Consider the following 19,195-nt stretch of genomic DNA (forward strand, 5'->3'; position numbering starts at 1 on the left):
CATCCGCAAGGCCGTCCGGGCCCGAGGGCACTTCCCCAACGAGCAGGCCGCGCTCAAGTGCGTCTACCTCGCCGTGATGGCCCTCGACCCCACCGGCAAAGGCAGAGCCCGATGGACCCAACGATGGAAACAAGCACTCAACGCATTCGACATCCGATTCGACGGCCGCCTCAGCCGCCCGAGAACAGCATGACAACACAACCCAGTTACACCGTTAAGTTGACAGACCCAGTCCTGGTGGGCCAACGCGCTGGGACGAGTGAGCGATGTGGCTGGCGTTATTCCCGGCTTCCTCTGTCCTGTCTGCGGTGCAGTCTCTGCCATTTCTGGTTTCGCAAGTGCTGGCCTGCACCTCGCAGCTGGCAATCGTCGCGCGGCCAGGTCAAGGTTGATCTCAACCGCTATCGGTTTGGTTGCGGGAAAGGTCGGACAACTTGCCGGGAGGGCTGTGTTTAGGCAGTATGCAAAGAGTGTTTCCCGCGGCAGCGCTCCACGCCGAGTCGCCAGCCGAGGAGCTACCGTACGCGGGAGAGTCCGTACGTACTTCGTCAGGAAGAGAATTCAGATTCGACGTGCGGTCACGTTCCGGAGATCCAAGCTACATTGGCATCACCGAGTCGCGAGACGTGCCACTACGGCTTTTGGGGATAGCGTAACCTATGCTGCCTCTAGCTATGCAAGCTATCGTCGACGAATGCGTTAAGAATATGAGTTGGCAGTGGGTACTATTTCTGGCGACACTAGTTCCGTGTGTCATCTTGACTGCCCGCGATCCTGACTGGGAGCATCCGGCACTGGGGATCGCGGGGGGGATATCGTGGCCGATTGCCACCGTGGCAGGAATAAGTAGGGCGGAGATCGCCGGAACATCGCCAGAGGTCATGGCAGTTGCTGCAGCGATCGTCATGACGTCACTAATGGTGTGCACCTTGTTCAGGCCGGCCCTGCTCGCGTGGCCGTTGCTGAAACAAGACATTCGAGACCAACCTGGAATGCTGCTGAGGCTGTGGGGAGCGCGAGTTGGGTTGATACTCGGGGGAGTTCTAGCGGTTTGGTATACTATGCTAATGGACTATTAGACATGCATAGCGTGGTCTTGGAGGTGCGTTGCGATACGCGAAGACTGGTAAGATCGGCTGGCGTAACAACTTCCGTGGTAGGACGCGTTACACCCAGGCATATCGGAGCTTCACAGGCTCGCGCTATTCTCGCCCGTCCTATTGGCGAAGCCCACGATTGGCCTGGCGATCCGGCAGGCAAGGGCGAGCCCGGCGCTGGATCACGGACGGTTACGTGCGCGCCGGGACCTTTGCTACGACCTATCACCGTTTCAGAAACATGCGGTGATCCGGAGATCGCGATGCTCAGTTGGATTTCGGGCACCAAGGGATCGGGATGGCACTACGGCGGATGGGGATGGGCTATAACCGCTATCTGCGCCCTCTTTGTCTTCTTAGCAAATTTTGCCCCGCATGACGAAGTGCCATATTCGCCATGGTATAGCATACCAATGACACTCTTAGCTGTGGGAATTTGGTTGTCTGATTGCCGTAGTCGGATCACGATTTGGGATGATCGTGGTGTTCGTATTCCGTTTGGGAAGATGTTGGCGTGGTCGGATGTGAAGCGCATTTTGGTGGAGGAGGTCTCATTTGGCCCGATGTCCAGCCTGGGTATCACGTTCATCAAGCGAACGGTCCCGGAGTTCCCGGTGGAACGAGTTGTGTTCGCCGGGTTGGTTGGCTTCAACCGCAAGCGTCTGCTTCGTATCGCGGCTGAGTTCGAGAAGCTGAGGGCGCAGCACAATGCTGACTGAGCCACAGCCAAGGGAGAGTGTCCAGGTCGATGTAACTGGTGTGTCGACGGGTGTCAGCGTGAACGGGACTGTTGGCAGCACCGCGGATCAGGCTTGGTTTGGTTGGACGACAACCTCGAATGTGGTGGGCAGGGTGGTGAACGAGAAGACGAGCCCGGTGGGTGTCGGTTTCGCACCGACTGTTGCGATCCCGTCCTAGGGTTTGAGTTACGGCTATGACCGGGCGGGGCGTCTCACCTCGGTCAATGACGTGTCGAGGTCAGTGGCCTGTTCGACAACGGCAAGAGGAGCATACATGTGCGAATACGGCAACCACCGAGCTACGTGGAGAAAATTCGCGTTCCGACTCGGAGTTAGCCATGGTCCGACGATGCAGGAATGCTACGTACTGGTTACACCCCTGTGGGACTGGCTGAGACGACAGAAGGGCTTCCTCGTGGAGCTCTCTGGCGATTCGTGCGCGCCACCCGATCCCCCGGGGTATGATTTCACATTGGACAATGAGGATGAACTGAGCGACCTTCTCAAGGGTATGAACGTAGAGTGGATCGACGACCGATCCCAAATGCAACGAATTATGGACATCTACTTCCCTGGGCGGATGTGAGGATCGAATGATGCCTCATCGTGGGAGTATAGGATCATCGCTGCTTATGCAATCCGGCATTGAGGTCGCTGCTCGCCCGGGCGGTTCTTATCTTGCAGATAGGAAGCGATGCTAGGAGCTGGAACTGATGGACTTCAACTTCTGGACGGCACCTGCGCTACCACCTCATGGGTTTGACCAAGAAGAGCAGGTCATTGTGCCCGACCAGGTGGGCCTGGACCACGCGCTCAGACGGCTGGAGTTCAACGAAGCCATCTTGAACTCGATCGCCGATGACATGCGCGCCGACCGAACTCTGCGTCGTTATCAATCGACCAGCGGAGTCCAGTCGTTGAGTGTGTATTTCGAGTTCACCGATCCGATGCCGAAGCCGTGGACGGCACGCATAAACCCAGCGGGGATGGCATCCTTGGACATCTCGATGCCTTACCAGTGCGCCAGCAACCTGAATGTGCAGCAGGCCGATTCACTGTTCCGCAGATCCATCGCCGCCGCGATCGCCCACGGGCTACCCGGCTTCCCGCCCGTAGAATGCCTGAACGTCCAACCAGTTCCCGTCGGACTGGTTTACCTCTCGGCACTGCCACGATGCGGAGGAACCCGGGCGCGGTGGGCCCGCTCCGTCGAGCTCGACGCCTTCGCGAAGGGGGCACGTGCTATCGGAGATCTACTGCAGGACGCCTTGGACGGCAGGATCCTCGCACCTTGGCCGATGCTTGAGCTTGCACCCCGAGTGACAGGGAAGCACTCCGACACTCCAACTGTTCATCAACGCCTGTTTCCCTGCGAAGTGCCGCCCAACTTCCACTTGAGCGACGGCAGCACACGGGGCAATCTCATCGTATCTGGATATCTGAATGCTATCGCAATGTTGGAGGAGGTAGAGGCCCCCACCTTGGTGAATGCCCTCGAAGAACTAGCCGAATCCGGTCAATATGACTATCGCTGGCTGACGGAACCGCTACGACTCTCTGACTTCACTTGGGTGCGAGCCGAGTATGTCGAAGACCTCGACGCAGGGCGAATTAGGGCCGTCGGATCCTCTGCTGGGGAGGCCACCGCCTCTGACTGGTACCTGACGGGGATCGGCGCCGAGGCAGTACGGAGGATGATGACGCCGTCGCAGGATCTGGAACTCGCTAGCGCCAACACTGGGCGCATCCGCGTGCCCGGAGGTGGTTGGAAACGCTTCACCATGCGACCAATCGAGACGTGATCGTGATCAGGGCACGCAACACTGCTGTCGATTGCGGCGAGCGTCTGGTTCTCGGCGCGGCCCTGGTGGTAGCACCGGAGAAGGGTAGTAGCTGTGCGCTGCTCCAGTGGGGGCTGGCTCGCTTGGCGAGTTCAGGCCGGGCCGTCGCTGGGTCGGGCGGACGGACCTGGGTCGGGTCGGGTCATCACCAAGGCATACTGCTCTATGTCCGGATCATGGGATGAGCGGGGGGTCGTGATGTTGAGTTGGATCTCAGACGCCAAGGGGTCGGGATGGCACTACGGCGGATGGGGATGGGCTATCACCGCCATCTGTGCGATGTTCATCTATTTCTCAAACTGCATGCCTGATGGATGTGGAGCAAATTCTCCGTGGTTCAGTTTACCGATGACAATTGTATTCTCAGGTCTTTGGCTATCCGATTGTCGCAATCGAACAACGATCTGGGATAATCGTGGTGTTCGGATTCCCTTCGGCAGAATCCTTGCGTGGGCGGATGTGCGCCGAATATTGGTGGACGAGGTGTCATTTGGCCCGATGTCCAGCCTGGGCATCACGTTCATCAAGCGAACGGTTCCCGAGTTCCCGGTGGAACGAGTTGCGTTCGCCGGGTTGGTTGGCTTCAACCGCAAGCGTCTTCTTCGCATCGCGGCTGAGTTCGAGAAGCTGAGGGCACAGCACAATGCTGACTGAGCCACAGCCAAGGGACAAGTGCTATCGTCGACGGATACGGTGAGCGATGACCTGGCAATGGGCACTCTTTTGGGCCACGTTGGTGCCATGTGTCATCTTGACTGCGCGTGATCCCGACTGGGAGCATCCGGCACTGGGGATCGCGGCAGGGATATCGTGGCCGATCGCCACGGCAGCAGGAATAAGCAGGGCGGAGATCACGGGAACATCGCCAGAAGTCATGGCCGTTGCTGCCGCGATCGTCATGGCGTCGCTGATGGTGTGCACCTTGTTCAGACCCGCCCTGCTCGCATGGCCGTTGCTGAAGCAACACATTCGAGATCAGCCTGGAATGCTGCTGAGGCCGTGGGGGGCGCGAGTCGGGTTGATACTCGGAGGAACTCTGGCGGTTTGGTACACTATGTCAATGGATTACTGAGCAGTTTCCGCGGGCGGTGGGCGTTCTGTAACGGTCTTAGGAGGCGACCGCAGTGAGAATTGTTGGGACGATTTGGTTGCCAGTTGCGGTCATGGTCCTCCTGGTCTGGGTTCTCGCGATTGCAGTGTTTCTGTCAGATGGGTTCGACGTTGGCACGATATTCATGTCCGTTCTGATGCTGGCTGGAGCTGTCATAACGCTATTCTCCGCCGTCCTGCCGAGTGTCTCCGTGGCAACCGCTCGTGGCTTGTGGGTATTTGGGAGCGGTGTGATGCCGTGGCGGTCTATTACCGAGGTCAGAGTCACGGGGATGCCGTTCACCTGGCTTGACGGCTATGCCGTGGAGATCGTCACCGCTCGCGGTGCTGTGACGCTGTTCTCGACGGCGACCTACTTCGCGTGGGGAGCTCGACGGAAGCAGCGCGTACTCGAAGCCGCGTGGCGCAAGGGACGAGGAGCGGGATGAACCAGGTAGAGATAGCAGAGCTCCGACGCGTGGCGAGGCTCCTATTCGATCACCTCGAGAGCACCACCGGCCCGGTGGTCCCCATCGAGCATGACTATTTCTGGTTGATCGACGCAGCCGAACGTCGTGAGGTCTACGTCGAGCCCACCGAGTTGTTCATCGGGCAGGTGTCTGAGTGCTGGTCGAACCTCAGGAAGGTCTCCGCGGACCCGCAGGACGCCCTCAACTACCACCTCATCTGGCTCGGTCAGGTTTTGGAATCACTGGGGGCAGACAACCCGGAGGGCCGGCGATAAGTGGGTGCGCCAGGCGATCAGGCGACTCTTCGTTGGATGTGACGCGGTACGCCGGAATCACCATGGCTGCCGATCGCGGCGATCCTGGCGTCGTTCAGCGTCCCAACGCGGCGGCGACAGCCGACTCGACCCCGATCAGCCGGACGTCGGCCGCGGTGCGGCGTCCGGAGGCGTAGAGCAGCAGCTCGTCGGGACGTCCGATCACGGTGACGATCCGGTTGCCGGACGCCGCCCGGATCACCGAATCGGGACGTCCCGCCCGCTCGAACACCAGCGCCACCGGGCTGCGGCGCAGCATCAGGGGCACCATCCGCTTCAGCTGCGACCAGGCCCAGTCGTGGAAGGCCTCGTCCCGCTCCGGTTCCGGCAGACCGGACGGACGCCGCACGTCCATCCCGTGGATCAGGTACTCCGCGCCGTTGGCCGCCTCGTCGACCGCGCTCAGCGCGAACAGCGACCGGCGCGGCGGGCCCTGCCGGATCAGCCCGACCAGTTCCGGATAGGTGAGCTGCTGCTTCAACTCGGCCATCCGGGCGGCGGTCCGTCCGGCCAGCGGCGGGATCATCGAACCCACCGAGTTGACCAGTTCGTTCTCCCGGATCCACAGGTGGGCGGCTAGGTCGTGGGCCGTCCAGCCCTCGCACAAGGTGGTCGCGGTGGGCTCCACCGCCAGCAGGGCATCGCAGGTGTTGGCACGTTCGGCCTGGGCTCGTCGGGTCTGGCTACGCGGCATTGGTTCAGCGTAGTGGTGCCACAATGACCGGGTGAGTCTCGACCCCGCCGTGGCCGCGCTGCTCAAGCGCAACCCCGACCAGCTGGTGCCCGCCGTCGTCCAGGACGCCACCTCCCGCGAGGTGCTGATGCTGGCCTGGATGGACGACGAGGCGCTGGCCCGCACCCTGACCACCCGGCGCGGCACCTACTGGTCGCGCAGCCGGCAGCAGTACTGGGTGAAGGGCGAGACTTCCGGCAACACCCAGCACGTCCGCGAGGTGCGGCTGGACTGCGACGGCGACACCCTGCTGGTGCTGGTCGACCAGACCGGCCCGGCCTGCCACACCGGCACCGCCACCTGCTTCACCGACCGCACCCTGTTGACCGACACCCCACGGACCGAGGAGGGCCGATGACCAGCCTGCCCGTCACCCCCGAGCTGGAGGAGTTCCTCGACCTGGCCCGCGAACGCCGCGTGGTCTCGGTGTACACCCGGCTGCTCGCCGACGACCTGACCGCGGTCGGGCTCTACCACCGGCTGTGCGGCGACCGCGATCACACCTTCCTGCTGGAGTCGGCCGACAACGGCATGTGGTCGCGCTGGTCGTTCGTCGGCGTCCACGCGGTGGCGACCCTGACCGAGGTGGACGGCCAGGCGCATTGGAGTGGACGCCCACTGGCCGGCCTGCCCACCGGCGGCGACCCGCTGCAGGTGCTGGCCGAGACGCTGCAGATCCTGCACACCCCGGCCGACGAGAACCTGCCGCCGCTGACCTCCGGCATGGTCGGGTACCTGGCCTACGACGTCGTCCGCCGGCTCGAGGTACTGCCGGACGGCAACCCCGACGACCTGCAGCTGCCCGAGCTGGTGATGATGATGGTCAGCGACATGGCCATCCTCGACCACCACACCGGCGAGGTCTGGCTGCTGGCCAACGCGTTCAACTACGACGGCTCCGACGAGCGCGCCGACGCGGCCTGGGCGGACGCCCGGGACCGGGTGCAGGCGATGGCCGAGCAACTCACCGCACCGATGGCGCCGGCCGTCGCCGTCACCGATCCGCAGTCCGCGCCGCCGGAGGTGATTCGGCAGCGCACCCCCGAGGAGTACGCCGCAGCGGTGCTGGCCGCGGTCGAGGAGATCAAGGCCGGCGAGGCCTTCCAGATCGTGCCCAGCCAGCGTTTCGATCTGGCCACCGACGCCGACCCGCTGGACGTCTACCGCATCCTGCGCCGGACCAACCCCAGCCCCTACCTGTACCTGCTGCGGCTGCCCGGCCTGGCCGTGGTGGGCTCCAGCCCGGAGGCGCTGGTCACGGTCAGCAACGGACGCGCCGAGACCCATCCGATCGCCGGCTCCCGGCCGCGCGGCGGCTCGGCCGCCGAGGACGCCGCCATGGAGGCCGAACTGCTGGCCGACCCGAAGGAACGCGCCGAGCACCTGATGCTGGTCGACCTGGGCCGCAACGACCTGGGCCGGGTGTGTGCGCCGGGCACCGTCGAGGTGGTCGAGTTCATGAAGGTGCGCCGTTACAGCCACATCATGCATCTGGAGGCGGCGGTGGTCGGCGAGCTGGCGCCCGGACGCAGCGCGCTGGACGTCACCCTGTCCTGCTTCCCGGCCGGCACCCTGTCCGGCGCCCCCAAGGTGCGGGCGATGGAGATCATCGACGAGCTGGAAGTGTCCCGGCGCGGCCTGTACGGCGGCGGGGTGGGCTACTTCGACTTCGCCGGCAACTCCGACGTGGCGATCGCCATCCGCACCGCGGTGCTGGCCGGCGGCGTGGCCCACGTCCAGGCCGGGGCGGGCATCGTCGCCGACTCCGTCCCGGAGAACGAGGAGCTCGAGGTGCGCAACAAGGCGGCCGCGGTGATCCGTGCCATCGAGGAGGCGCACCGGCTGCGGCGCCTCGACCGGAGCTGACGTGCGTCGACTGGCTAACCCGTTGCTGTGGGGCGGCTGCGCGGTCGCGCTGCTGGGCGCCACCCAGCCCTGGTGGTCGGCGGGGGAGCGGACCGCGGTGAGCGGCACCCAGGCCACCTCCGGCGCGGCTCTGGCCCTGGTGCTGGCGGCGGTCGCCGGCGCCTTCCTGAGCCGCTGGCTGCCTCCGGTGGCGCGCCGGATCGTGCTCGGCCTGGTCGCGGTGCTGGCCCTCGGCGGCATTCCGGTGGCCCTCGGCGCGACCGCGCCGGCCCTGCCCGGCAGCACCCTGGGGGACGCGCTCACCCTGGTCGCCACCGCCTGGCGCTGGGTGTACCTGGCCGGCGTGGTGCTGGCCGGGGCCGGGGCCGTCCTGACCCTGCTTGCCGGGCCGCCCACCACGCGTCCGGCCCGGACTCCGGATCCGGCGATGGACGCCTGGAAGGCACTGGACGCCGGACAGGACCCGACCGTGGAACCGGAGCGTGGTGTGGGTGGCGCAGCGTCGTCGAAGCCGACAGAATAGGCCCGAGTTCAGCGACCACGGCAGGAGCGCACCATGGCCACCAACGGCAAGCACTATCACCACGGCCGTACGCCCGCGGCGTGGACCGGCAGCATCGTCGCCGGCATCGGCTTCATCCTCGGCACCGTCGCGTTCCTGATGGGCCCCAACTGGGTGCTGTTCTGGATCTCCATCGCGATCATCCTCGGCGGTGCGGTCGCGGGCGGCGTGATGCGCAAGATGGGCCTGGGCCAGGCCTGACGATGGGAGTGCTGGACGAGATCGTCGCCGGCGTCCGCGAGGATCTCGCTGATCGGTGCGCCCGGCGCAGCCTGGACGAGTTGGCCGCGGCGGTGGCGACCATGGGACCCACCCGTGATCCGATGCCGGCCTTCCGGGCCGATCAGTTGGCGGTGATCGCCGAGGTGAAGCGCTCCAGCCCCAGCAAGGGCGCGCTCGCCGACATTCCCGACCCGGCCGCGTTGGCCGCGCAATACGCCGCCGGTGGTGCGTCCGCGATCTCGGTGCTGACCGAGAAGCGCCGGTTCAACGGCACCCTGGACGACCTGGTCGCCGTCCGGGCCGCCGTCGACGCGCCGGTGCTGCGCAAGGACTTCATCGTCACCGACTACCAGCTCTGGGAAGCCCGGGCGGCCGGCGCCGACCTGGCCCTGCTGATCGTCGCGGCCCTCGGCGACGACGAGCTGGCGTCCCTGATGGGGACGGCGGCGACGCTGGGGCTGACCGCGCTGGTCGAGGTGCACACGGTCGAGGAGACCCAGCGCGCGATCGCCGCCGGGGCGTCCCTGATCGGGGTGAACAACCGCAACCTGCAGACGCTGGAGGTCGACCTGGCCCAGTTCGAGCGGCTGGTCGGGCTGATCCCGGACGACGTGGTGAAGGTGGCCGAGTCGGGCATCCTGTCGGTCGCCGACGTCCGCCGGGTCGCCGATGCCGGGGCCGACGTGATCCTGGTCGGCGAGGCGCTGGTCAAGCACGGCGACCCGCGCAGCGCGGTGGCCGACTTCATCGCGGCCGGTTCCTGACGCACCCACCCCAGGACGGGCGCGAACCCCGGCGACACCGAATCCGACTGAGAATAGGTTGAGAACAGCCGGGGCCTTCGTGTCGCCCGTACGCCGATCGGACGGCTTCACCGGCCCGCGGTGATCAAACGTTCCCAAGAATCCCCATAAACTATGGAAATTGTAGGTTTAGCTCCGCTAACTTACGGCTAAGACCCCCACATCGGGGTGGGGTGTCTCGGCTCCCGGAGCCTTCCCAAGGGAGCCCCGGGTTGCCGACGGGGAGAATTGCCATGCGGTCGAGAAAAGCACGTATCTGGACGAGCAGCCTCGTGGCGGTGGTGATGGCGTTGGCCTCCCTGCCGGGCACCCCTGCTGCCTGGGCGGAGCCAGACCCGGGATCGCCTCCCGCAACCCAGGCCGGGTCGGCGGCGCCGGCGGTGGTGAAAGGGGTCGCACCGGCGCGCGGCCCGCTGGCCGGCGGTACCGTCGTCACCCTGACCGGGACGGGTTTCACCGGTGCCACGGCTGTGCTGTTCGCCGGCAAGCCGGGTTCCAAGCTCACGGTGTCCTCGGACACTCGCCTGACGGTGACAGCCCCGCCGGGCTATGCCACGGTCAATGTCCGGGTGGTCACCGCGGCCGGCACGTCTGCGCCGTCCGCCGAGGCCAAGTATCGCTACGTGGAGCCTCCGCGAGTCATCCGGGTATATCCCGACGCTGCTCGTCTCGGCAAGAAGGTCGAGGTGGAGATCTCCGGCACCGGCTTCGTCGATGTCACCAAAGTCATGTTCGGGAATTCACGCGCCACTGATATTCGCGTGACGTCGGAAAGCCGCATCACGGTGACGTCGCCGGCGTTCTACAAATCAGACGCCGTCGATGTGCAGGTGGTCACCGCCCATGGCACATCCAAGCCCGGCACCTACACCCGTTTCCACGCTGTTCCAGCCCCCTGGCTGCACTGGCTCACCCCCAGCAGCGGACCTGCGACCGGCGGGAACACCGTCACCGTGCATGGCTCGGCCCTCGTCCGGCCCCAGACGGTGATCTTCGGCGACAAGGCCGGCAGCAACCTGAAATCCCTCGACGACAACACGCTGACGGTGACCGTTCCGCCGGGCAAGCCCGGTACGACGGTCCGCGTCCTGGTCTTCACCCCGTACGGACACAACACCAGCCCCTTGAGCTACACCTACAAGCCGGCCGCGGTACCCGCGCCCACGATCACCGGCGTGACGCCCGCCACCGGGCCGACCACAGGCGGAACGACGCTCACCATCACCGGAACCAACCTGGCCGGCGCGTCGAAGGTCTCGGTGGGCGGCGCACCCGCCACCGCGGTGAAGGTCGTCTCGCCGACGACCGTGACCGCAGTGACTCCGGCCCATGCCGCCGGCGCCGTCGACGTCACTCTCACCACCCCCGGCGGCAGCGTCACCAAGGCCAAGGCCTTCAGCTACACGACGGTCTGCACGCCCACGGTGATCGAGGTCAGCGGCGACATCACCAGCGCAGTGACCTGGAAATCCGATTGCGGGACCGTCTACCACGTCAACGGCACCGTGACTATCACCGCGCCCGACGGGAGTCTGCGGATTCCGGCCGGCGCCATCGTGAAGTTCGCCGACGCCGCCGCACTGTCGGTATCCTGGGGCTCGCTGATCGTCGAAGGCACCGCCGCCAAGCCGGTCGTCTTCACCAGCATTCACGACGACACCGCCGGCGGAGACACCAACGGCAACGGCAACGCCACCAAGCCCACGGCGGGCGACTGGGGAGGGATCGACGCGGCCAACTGGTTCGCTTCCGTCCGGGCGAACGCGCTCGACCTGCGCTACGGCAGCGGGATCGATTCCTGGAATGCCGGCTCCGTCGCGGTGACCAATTCGACCCTCACCAACGTCCGCGGAGGGATCAGCGCCGGACGCGACGTCGCGTTCGGAAGCAGCCAGCCGATCATCATCACCGGCAATACCCTCACCTCGTCCGGAACGATCAGCGCCACGTCGCGCAATGTGAGCGACGACGCGAGCCCAGTGCAGGTCAGGGACAACACGGTCATCGACTCCACCAGCACCGGACCGGCCTATTCGATCAACGATCCTCGACTGCAGCCCTCCAACCTGACCGGCAACACCGCCCGAGGCGGTCGGGTGAACGCCATCCGCATCTACGGAACCCTGATCGAGAACTGGACCCTGCCCACCACGGGGCTCCCGTACATCGTGGGAACACCGTCCCGCACGGTGGGGGCTCCGTGGGACAGCGACGGCCTCTCCATCGCCAAGGGCGTCACCCTCACCGTGCCGGCCGGCGCCGTCCTCAAATTCGAGCGAACTCCCGGCCAACCGCCGCTGTACAGCGGAATATCGGGCGACGGAACCCTGATCGTGAACGGCACCGCAGCCAAGCCGGTGGTCTTCACCAGCATTCACGACGACACCGCCGGCGGAGACACCAACGGCAACGGCAACGCCACCCAACCGGCCGCCGGCGACTGGGACGGCCTCGTCATTCGTGACACCGGGGCGCTGAACGCGTCGTTCCTGGAGTTGCGCTACACCGGGCCGGACGCCGACGCGGCGCCCACGATCGCCGGCATCAGCCCGGCGTCGGGGCCCGCGGCGGGCGGCACCACCGTGACCATCACCGGCACGAACCTGAGCGGTGCGCGCTGCGTGATTCTGGGCACGGACGCGATCTGCCGCGAGGACGCCGCCTTCCTCCGAGGCTCCGACACCGAACTCGTCGTGGTCTCCCGGAGTCACCCGGCCGGTGTCGTGGACGTGGCGATCACGACACTGCGCGGCACCGTCACCAAGAAGAACGGATTCACTTACCTGGCCGACTGAGTTTCTCCGCACTCCCGCGGCAGACACCCCGCGCCGGGGCTGCCGGGGGAGTGCGGGGTTCTCGGGTTAGATTGTCGTCGGGACCGTTGCATTGGGTTCCCAGGCTCGCGACGTCTTCGCCGGGTCTTGGACTGCCAGGGGAGAAGCAGATGCGATCGACAAAAGTGCACTTCTTGGTCTACGGCCTGACGGCCCTCATTGTCTCATTCGCATCGCTGCCGAGTGCGCCGACGGCACGAGCCGAAGCGCTCTGGTTAGGGGCGTCGCCGCTCACGCCAGCCCTGGCTCCGGCCGCTCAGCCGACAGTGTCCAACATCTCGCCGGCGCGGGGCCCGGCCGGCGGGAAAACGATGGTGACCCTGACGGGTACCGGCTTGGCCGGCGCGAAGAAGGTGCTGTTCGGTGGCAGGACCGGACAAGGCATGAAGATCATCTCCGACACCAAGCTGACCGTCATCGCTCCCGCCGGATCGGGAACCGTCCCGATCCGCGTCGCCACCAAGACCGGGGCCACGTCACCCGCATCGGCCCGGACCGCGTACCGCTATGTCTCCGCACCGAAAGTGACCAAGCTGTCGCCCACCTCCGGCGGCACCGGCGGCAAGACCACAGTGACGATCACCGGCAAGAATTTTGTCGACGTCGACAAGATCCTCTTCGCGAAATCACCCGGTACTGACATTCGGGTCATCTCCGAGAGCAAGCTGACGGTCTCCGCGCCGGCCCGTTCGGCGGGCATCGTCGATGTCCGGGTGGTGACCGAGCACGGCACGTCGGCCAAGACACCGAAAGGCCGCTTCCGCTTCGTCGCTCCGCCGGCCATCTCCACCGTCCGACCCACGACCGGTCCCGAGATCGGCGGCACCAAAGTCACCATCACCGGTTCCGGCTTCACCGGGGTCACCCAGGTCCGATTCGGGAGTGTTCCCGGCAGCAAGCTGAAGGTGACCTCCGCCAGCAAGCTGACCGTCACGGCGCCCGCGGGCACCCCGGGCACCGTGGACGTCCTGGTCAGCGGCCGATACGGCACCAGTGCGAAGAGTTCCGCAGCCCGGTACACCTACACGTCCTCCTGCCCTCGCCGGGTGATCGAGGTCAGTGGCTCCATCACCGAAGACACGACCTGGAAGGCGGATTGCGGAACCGTCTACCACGTCACCGGCACGCTGTGGGTGGAGGGAACCGAGGTCGGGCCGCGGCAGATCAAGCCGGCGAAACTGACGGTGCCGGCGGGTGCGATCGTCAAATTCGACGACTCCGCCTCACTCCAGGTGTCGTCGGGAGAGCTGGTCGTGGAGGGCACCCTGACGAAGCCGGCCGTCTTCACCAGCATCCACGACGACACCGTCGGCGGCGACACCAATGGCAACGGCGCCCAGACCAAGCCGAAAGCGCGCAGCTGGGGCGGCATAATCGGCGCACCCGACGGTGGGGCCATCCGAGCGAATGGCCTCGCCATGCGATACGGCGGCGACATCACCGGATCGTACGGTGGCAGCATGCTGGGAATCAGCCCGTCCACCGTGCGGGTGACCAGCTCCACGCTGACCGACAGCGGAAGCATCATCGTGCGCCCCGTTTTCCCGTTCATTGCGTATGACCCCATCGTCATCGCCGGCAACACGCTCACGTCGTCCGGGACCATCGACGTCTACTCCGAAGCCCCGGCGGACGATTCGACCCCGATCCGGGTGAGTGACAACTCCGTGGTCGGATCGATCAGTGCGCAACCGGCAATTTCGATCACCGCCGCCCAGCTTCGTCCGTCCGACTTCACGGGCAATACCGGCAGCAACAACAAGGTCAATGCTTTCCGCCTGTACGGGACGCTGGTCGAGAACTGGACTCTTCCGACCACCGGGCTGCCCTACATAGTGGGGACATCCTTCCGTGCTATCGGGGCACCCTGGGATTCGGACGGACTTCATATCGCGAAGGGCGTCACCCTCACGGTGCCGGCCGGCGCCGTCCTCAAATTCCAGCGAATCACTCAGCAACCGCTGGCCTTCGTCGGCATAGCAGGAGAAGGAAGCCTGATCGTGAACGGCACCGCAGCCAACCCGGTCATCTTCACCAGCATTCACGACGACACCGCCGGCGGAGACACCAACGGCAACGGCAACGCCACCCAGCCCACTGCCGGCGACTGGGACGGCCTCGCGATCCGGGACACCGGGACGGTCAACGCGTCATTCCTGGACTTACGCTACTTGGCCGATTGACTTTGGGGGATATCCCCAGACTCCGGGGGTCGGGTCTGCGGGCCCTGGCTGATATCCGCCCGCGTTGTCCCTTCCCGCGGCCACCGGCCAGCACCTGGCGGCCGCGTTCCGCAAGCTGGCGCCGTCCGGCAACGTACTGCCTGGCGCGAGTGTGACGAGAAAGCATGGCCCCATCGTGTTGGTTATCGGCGTAGCGCGACTATGTTGTGGAAGAGGCCCGCTCGTGTGCGGACATCTCGACCCCGGAGTTCCCGAGGCCTGACCATCTGTCAGGAGGACTCAAGTGCGAGCATCCACATCATCTATCTGCGCCTGGGGTGTCGCGGCGCTGCTGATGTCGTCGACATCATTTGCCGCCGCACCCGTGGCATCGGCCGCCCCGACCCCATCCGCCTCGCCACCGGCGGCAACCCAGTCCGCGAGCCCGCCGCAGGCAGCGAATGCCGGCGTCGCACAGCTCCCGATGCGGGCCTCCGCTCCCACCGTCACCCAGCTCTCCCCGGCGTCCGGGCCGACCGCGGGTGGCACCAAGGTCACCGTCACCGGCAGTGGTTTCAGCCACCTCACGAAGGTCACCTTCGGCGGCGTTCCGGGCACACATCTGCGGGTGCATTCGCGCACCACGCTGACCGTCACCGCGCCCAAGGGGAGGGACGGTGTGGTCGACGTACGGGTCACCGGTCGCCACGGCACCAGCAAGCCGACGGCATCCACCCGCTACACCTACGCACCGGGCTGTGCCAGCACCGTGATCGACGTCAGCGGCGCCATCACCGCCGACACCACCTGGAAGGCCGGCTGCGGCATCGTCTATCACGTCAGCGGCTCGCTCGCCGTCGTCGGACACTCCACGGCGACCAGTGCCTACCCGGTCACGCTGACCGTGCCCGCCGGCGCGATCGTCAAATTCGACGACGGTGCCTCGCTGGGATTGTCCACCGGGCGCTTGGTGGTCGAGGGCACCGCGCAGAACCCGGTGGTCTTCACCAGCATTCGTGACGACAGTGTCGGTGGTGACACCAACAAGGACGGCGCGCAGACCAAGCCGACCGCACACAGCTGGGGCGACATCAGTTGGGCCAACTCTGCCGGCAACTACCAGGACAGCAGCACCATTCAGGTGAGCGGACTCCAGATGCGCTACGGCGGGAACATCGTCGGCGGCCACGGCGACCAATGGTCTGCAGGGAACACCTCAACGTTGCGGGTGACGAACTCGACGCTGTTCCGAAGCGGCAGCATCAACGCCACCGTCCGTACCGACAACTTCCCCTACGACCCGGTGCTGATCAGCGGTAACACGCTGCGCCGCTCGGGCACCATCAGCGTCGCTTCGCAGGATGAGGCCGCGACTCTGGCCCAGATCCAGGTGAGCGACAACAAGGTGGTCGGCTCGACCAGTTCGGAACCGGCCTTCTCGATCACCGGCTCACTGCTGCGTCCCTCGCTGTTCGCCGGGAACATCGGTCACCACAACAAGGTCAACGCCTTCCGCATCTACGGCACGCTCGTCGAGAACTGGACCATGCCGACCGGCATGACCTACGTCGTCGGGACGCCCACGCGCGAGTTCGGGGCATCCTTCGATTCCGACGGGCTCACCATCGCCAAGGGCGTCACGTTGACCGTGCCGGCAGGCGCCGTCGTCAAGTTCCAGCGGACCACCGATCTCGGCTATAGCGGCCCGCCGCCCGCTCCGTCCGGCTACGCCGGGGTGTCGGGCGACGGCACCCTGGTGGTCAAGGGCACGGCTGCCCGCCCGGTGGTCTTCACCAGCATTCACGACGACACCGTCGGCGGCGACACCGACGGCAACGGCCACGCGGTCAAGCCCGCCAAGGGAGACTGGGACGGCCTCGTCGTCCGCTACACCGGGACGCTCCAAGCACGCCATCTCGTCATCCGCTACGCCGGGTCGGACACCCACGCCGCCGCACCCACGATCACCAGCATCAGCCCGGCGTCCGGGCCTGTCGCCGGGGGCACCACGGTGACCATCACCGGCACCCACCTGACCGTGAAGATCGGCCCGCTCTACACCGGCCTGGGGTCGATCACGGTGGGCGGGGTCAGCGTGCAGCCGTCCGAGTCCTCCGACACCCGGCTCGTCTTCGTCACGCCACCGCACGCGGCCGGCGCGGTCGACGTGGTGATTCCCGCCATGCGGGGCACGGTCACCAAGACGGCCGGCTTCAGCTACCTGCCCGGCTGATCGTCCCGCGGGAGTTCAGCTGATCGAGGGGTCGGGTCGTCCGGACGCGCGCAGCAAGCGCTCGAAGGACCCGGCCCCTCGATGTCCGTCGCCGGTCGAGAGGCCGGGACGGGCCCGGCGGCAGGTCGTAGAGTGGGGCGTCCGCAACCCATCAAGAACCGAGGATCGATCGTGTCGCTACCCGATGCCGCGGGGCATTACGACATCTTCGGGGGCAAGTACGTCCCCGAGGCGCTGTACGCCGCACTCGCCCAACTGGAGGCCGAGTTCGACAACGCGATGGGCGATCCGACCTTCTGGCGCGAGCTCGACGATCTGCGCCGCAACTACTCCGGACGCCCGACCCCGCTGACCGAGGCCAAGCGGTTCGCCGAGCACTGCGGCAACGCGATCGTGCTGCTCAAGCGCGAGGACCTGAACCACACCGGTTCGCACAAGATCAACAACGTGCTGGGCCAGGCCCTGCTGACCAAGCGGATGGGCAAGACCCGGGTGATCGCCGAGACCGGCGCCGGCCAGCACGGTGTGGCCACCGCGACCGCCGCCGCGCTGCTCGGCCTGGAGTGCCGGGTCTACATGGGCAAGGTCGACACCGACCGGCAGGCTCTCAACGTGGCCCGGATGCAGCTGCTCGGCGCCGAGGTGATCGCCGTCGAATCCGGTAGTCAGACGCTCAAAGACGCGATGAACGATGCGATGCGCGAATGGGTCGCCCGGGTCGACGACACCCATTACCTGATCGGCACCGTGGCCGGCCCGCACCCGTTCCCGAAGATGGTCCGGGAGCTGCAGCGGGTGATCTCCACCGAGGCCAAGGCACAGGTGCTGGAACGCTACGGACGCCTGCCCGACGCGGTCACCGCCTGCGTCGGCGGCGGCTCGAACGCGATGGGCATCTTCGCCGACTTCATCGACGACCCGACCGTCGCCCTGTACGGCTTCGAGGCCGGCGGCGACGGGGTGGAGACCGGACGGCACGCGTCCGCGATCTACGGCGGCTCGGTGGGCGTGCTGCACGGCATGCGCACCTACATCCTGCAGAACGAGGACGGCCAGACCCTGGAGTCACACTCCATCTCGGCCGGACTGGACTACCCGGGTGTCGGCCCCGAGCACTCCTGGCTGGCCAAGACCGGGCGGGCGAGCTACGAGCCGGTCACCGACACCGAGGCGATGGAGGCCTTCAAGCTGCTCACCCAGACCGAGGGCATCATGCCGGCCATCGAGTCGGCGCACGCGCTGGCCGGCACCATCCGGCTGGGCCAGCGGGTGGCCGCCAAGTACCCGGACGCCCGGCCGATCATCGTGGTCTGCGTCTCCGGACGCGGCGACAAGGACGTGGACACGGCAATCAAGTGGTTCGGGCTGGACGGCTCGGCCGATGCCAGCGTGGGAGGGGAACAGTGAACGCGGGCATCTCGGGCCTGGCCCTGCAGCGCGCCATCGACCAGGGCCGCAAGGCGCTGGTGGCCTACTACCCGGTCGGCTACCCGGACGTGCCGGGTTCGCTGGACGTGCTGCGCACCCTGTGCGGCGACGGCGACCAGCCCGGCGCCGACCTGATCGAGATCGGCCTGCCGTACTCCGATCCGGTGATGGACGGGGTGGTGATCCAGCGCGCCGGCACTCGGGCGCTGGAGCGCGGCGTCCGCACCAAGGACGTCTTCGCCGCCGTCGAGACCGTGGCGAACACCGGCACCACGCCGGTGGTGATGACCTACTGGAACCTGGTCGACCGCTACGGCGTGGACGCCTTCGCCCGCGACCTGGCCGCCGCCGGGGGAGCCGGGCTGATCACCCCCGACCTGGTGCCGGACGAGGCGTCCGACTGGTTCGAGGCGTCCGACGCGCACGGGCTGGACCGGATCTTCCTGGTCTCTCCGTCGTCCACCGATGAGCGGATCGTGTCCACCGCCGACGCCTGCCGGGGCTGGATGTACGCCACCGCGGTGATGGGGGTGACCGGCACCCGCGCCCAGACGTCCTCGGCCGCGCCGGAACTGGTGGCCCGCATCCGGGCGCTGGCACCGGAGACCCTGGTCGGCGTCGGGCTGGGCATCTCCACCGGCGACCAGGCCGCGGACGTGGTCGGCTTCGCCGACGCCGCGATCGTGGGTTCGGCGTTCGTCAAGCTGATGCTGGCCGCCGACGATGCCGGGACGCCCGGTGACCGCAGTGGCCTGACCGCGCTGCTCGCCGACCTGGTGGCCGGCGTCCGACGCTAGCCCT

The 19,195-nt window shown here is 66.4% G+C and carries 16 protein-coding genes and 1 pseudogene; 16 read left to right on the forward strand and 1 reads right to left on the reverse strand.

The genetic code is table 11. From position 1 onward, the window contains the following. The 6 genes and pseudogenes from QM582_RS01050 to QM582_RS01075 form a co-directional block, all read left to right on the forward strand. A pseudogene (locus tag QM582_RS01050) lies at window positions 1–193 on the forward strand (IS256 family transposase); the annotation flags it as partial. A gap of 1,332 nt (window positions 194–1,525) precedes the next feature. After that, complete coding sequence (locus tag QM582_RS01055; RefSeq protein ID WP_415080959.1) at window positions 1,526–1,816, forward strand: hypothetical protein; 291 nt, start codon at window positions 1,526–1,528, stop codon at window positions 1,814–1,816. A gap of 734 nt (window positions 1,817–2,550) precedes the next feature. After that, a complete protein-coding gene (locus QM582_RS01060) occupies window positions 2,551–3,639 on the forward strand; it encodes a hypothetical protein (RefSeq protein ID WP_415080960.1) in 1,089 nt (362 codons plus the stop codon). A gap of 387 nt (window positions 3,640–4,026) precedes the next feature. Next, window positions 4,027–4,332: a hypothetical protein gene (locus QM582_RS01065; RefSeq protein WP_415080962.1), complete on the forward strand. Its 306-nt coding sequence runs from the start codon at window positions 4,027–4,029 to the stop codon at window positions 4,330–4,332. Between the two features lie 509 nt (window positions 4,333–4,841). Continuing rightward, window positions 4,842–5,216, forward strand: a complete 375-nt coding sequence (locus QM582_RS01070; protein ID WP_415080964.1) for a hypothetical protein — start codon at window positions 4,842–4,844, stop codon at window positions 5,214–5,216. After that, window positions 5,213–5,512, forward strand: a complete 300-nt coding sequence (locus QM582_RS01075; RefSeq protein WP_415080966.1) for a hypothetical protein — start codon at window positions 5,213–5,215, stop codon at window positions 5,510–5,512. The genes QM582_RS01070 and QM582_RS01075 overlap by 4 nt, the downstream gene beginning before the upstream one ends. A gap of 94 nt (window positions 5,513–5,606) precedes the next feature. On the opposite strand, the gene QM582_RS01080 is transcribed toward QM582_RS01075, so the two are convergent. Then, a complete protein-coding gene (locus QM582_RS01080; protein ID WP_415080968.1) occupies window positions 5,607–6,245 on the reverse strand; it encodes a TIGR03085 family metal-binding protein in 639 nt (212 codons plus the stop codon). A gap of 31 nt (window positions 6,246–6,276) precedes the next feature. On the opposite strand from QM582_RS01080, the gene hisI reads away from it, so the two are divergent. From hisI to trpA, 10 genes are all read left to right on the forward strand, one after another. After that, entirely contained in the window at window positions 6,277–6,642 is a 366-nt protein-coding gene (hisI, locus tag QM582_RS01085; protein ID WP_415080969.1) for a phosphoribosyl-AMP cyclohydrolase, read from the forward strand. Further along, on the forward strand, window positions 6,639–8,150 hold the full coding sequence (locus QM582_RS01090) for an anthranilate synthase component I (RefSeq protein ID WP_415080970.1): 1,512 nt from the start codon (window positions 6,639–6,641) through the stop codon (window positions 8,148–8,150). Before hisI ends, QM582_RS01090 begins: the two co-directional genes overlap by 4 nt. Before the next feature lies 1 nt (window position 8,151). After that, window positions 8,152–8,673 carry a hypothetical protein gene (locus QM582_RS01095; protein ID WP_415080972.1) on the forward strand — a complete coding sequence of 174 codons (522 nt, stop codon included), beginning with the start codon at window positions 8,152–8,154 and terminating at the stop codon, window positions 8,671–8,673. A gap of 33 nt (window positions 8,674–8,706) precedes the next feature. Further along, a complete protein-coding gene (locus tag QM582_RS01100) occupies window positions 8,707–8,913 on the forward strand; it encodes an HGxxPAAW family protein (RefSeq protein ID WP_415080974.1) in 207 nt (68 codons plus the stop codon). 2 nt (window positions 8,914–8,915) lie between these two features. Next, complete coding sequence (trpC, locus tag QM582_RS01105; protein WP_415080976.1) at window positions 8,916–9,698, forward strand: indole-3-glycerol phosphate synthase TrpC; 783 nt, start codon at window positions 8,916–8,918, stop codon at window positions 9,696–9,698. 311 nt (window positions 9,699–10,009) lie between these two features. Next, window positions 10,010–12,532, forward strand: a complete 2,523-nt coding sequence (locus tag QM582_RS01110; RefSeq protein WP_415080978.1) for an IPT/TIG domain-containing protein — start codon at window positions 10,010–10,012, stop codon at window positions 12,530–12,532. Between the two features lie 173 nt (window positions 12,533–12,705). Beyond that, entirely contained in the window at window positions 12,706–14,754 is a 2,049-nt protein-coding gene (locus tag QM582_RS01115) for an IPT/TIG domain-containing protein (RefSeq protein WP_415080980.1), read from the forward strand. A gap of 463 nt (window positions 14,755–15,217) precedes the next feature. Next, complete coding sequence (locus tag QM582_RS01120; RefSeq protein WP_415080982.1) at window positions 15,218–16,966, forward strand: IPT/TIG domain-containing protein; 1,749 nt, start codon at window positions 15,218–15,220, stop codon at window positions 16,964–16,966. 168 nt (window positions 16,967–17,134) lie between these two features. Continuing rightward, window positions 17,135–18,373, forward strand: coding sequence for a tryptophan synthase subunit beta (trpB, locus tag QM582_RS01125; protein WP_415081006.1), 1,239 nt, complete (start codon window positions 17,135–17,137; stop codon window positions 18,371–18,373). Further along, window positions 18,370–19,191, forward strand: a complete 822-nt coding sequence (gene trpA / locus QM582_RS01130; protein ID WP_415080984.1) for a tryptophan synthase subunit alpha — start codon at window positions 18,370–18,372, stop codon at window positions 19,189–19,191. The genes trpB and trpA overlap by 4 nt, the downstream gene beginning before the upstream one ends. The last annotated feature ends 4 nt before the right edge of the window (window positions 19,192–19,195 follow it).

This window comes from Micropruina sp. (assembly GCF_047607385.1).
Taxonomy (GTDB): domain Bacteria; phylum Actinomycetota; class Actinomycetes; order Propionibacteriales; family Propionibacteriaceae; genus Micropruina.

Coding starts and splice junctions, on each gene's coding strand:
- QM582_RS01060 (WP_415080960.1), top strand. CDS start 2,551: ATGGACTTCAACTTCTGGACGGCACCTGCGCTACCACCTCATGGGTTT.
- QM582_RS01065 (WP_415080962.1), top strand. CDS start 4,027: ATGACAATTGTATTCTCAGGTCTTTGGCTATCCGATTGTCGCAATCGA.
- QM582_RS01070 (WP_415080964.1), top strand. CDS start 4,842: ATGGTCCTCCTGGTCTGGGTTCTCGCGATTGCAGTGTTTCTGTCAGAT.
- QM582_RS01075 (WP_415080966.1), top strand. CDS start 5,213: ATGAACCAGGTAGAGATAGCAGAGCTCCGACGCGTGGCGAGGCTCCTA.
- QM582_RS01080 (WP_415080968.1), bottom strand. CDS start 6,245: ATGCCGCGTAGCCAGACCCGACGAGCCCAGGCCGAACGTGCCAACACC.
- QM582_RS01090 (WP_415080970.1), top strand. CDS start 6,639: ATGACCAGCCTGCCCGTCACCCCCGAGCTGGAGGAGTTCCTCGACCTG.
- QM582_RS01100 (WP_415080974.1), top strand. CDS start 8,707: ATGGCCACCAACGGCAAGCACTATCACCACGGCCGTACGCCCGCGGCG.
- trpC (WP_415080976.1), top strand. CDS start 8,916: ATGGGAGTGCTGGACGAGATCGTCGCCGGCGTCCGCGAGGATCTCGCT.
- QM582_RS01120 (WP_415080982.1), top strand. CDS start 15,218: ATGCGGGCCTCCGCTCCCACCGTCACCCAGCTCTCCCCGGCGTCCGGG.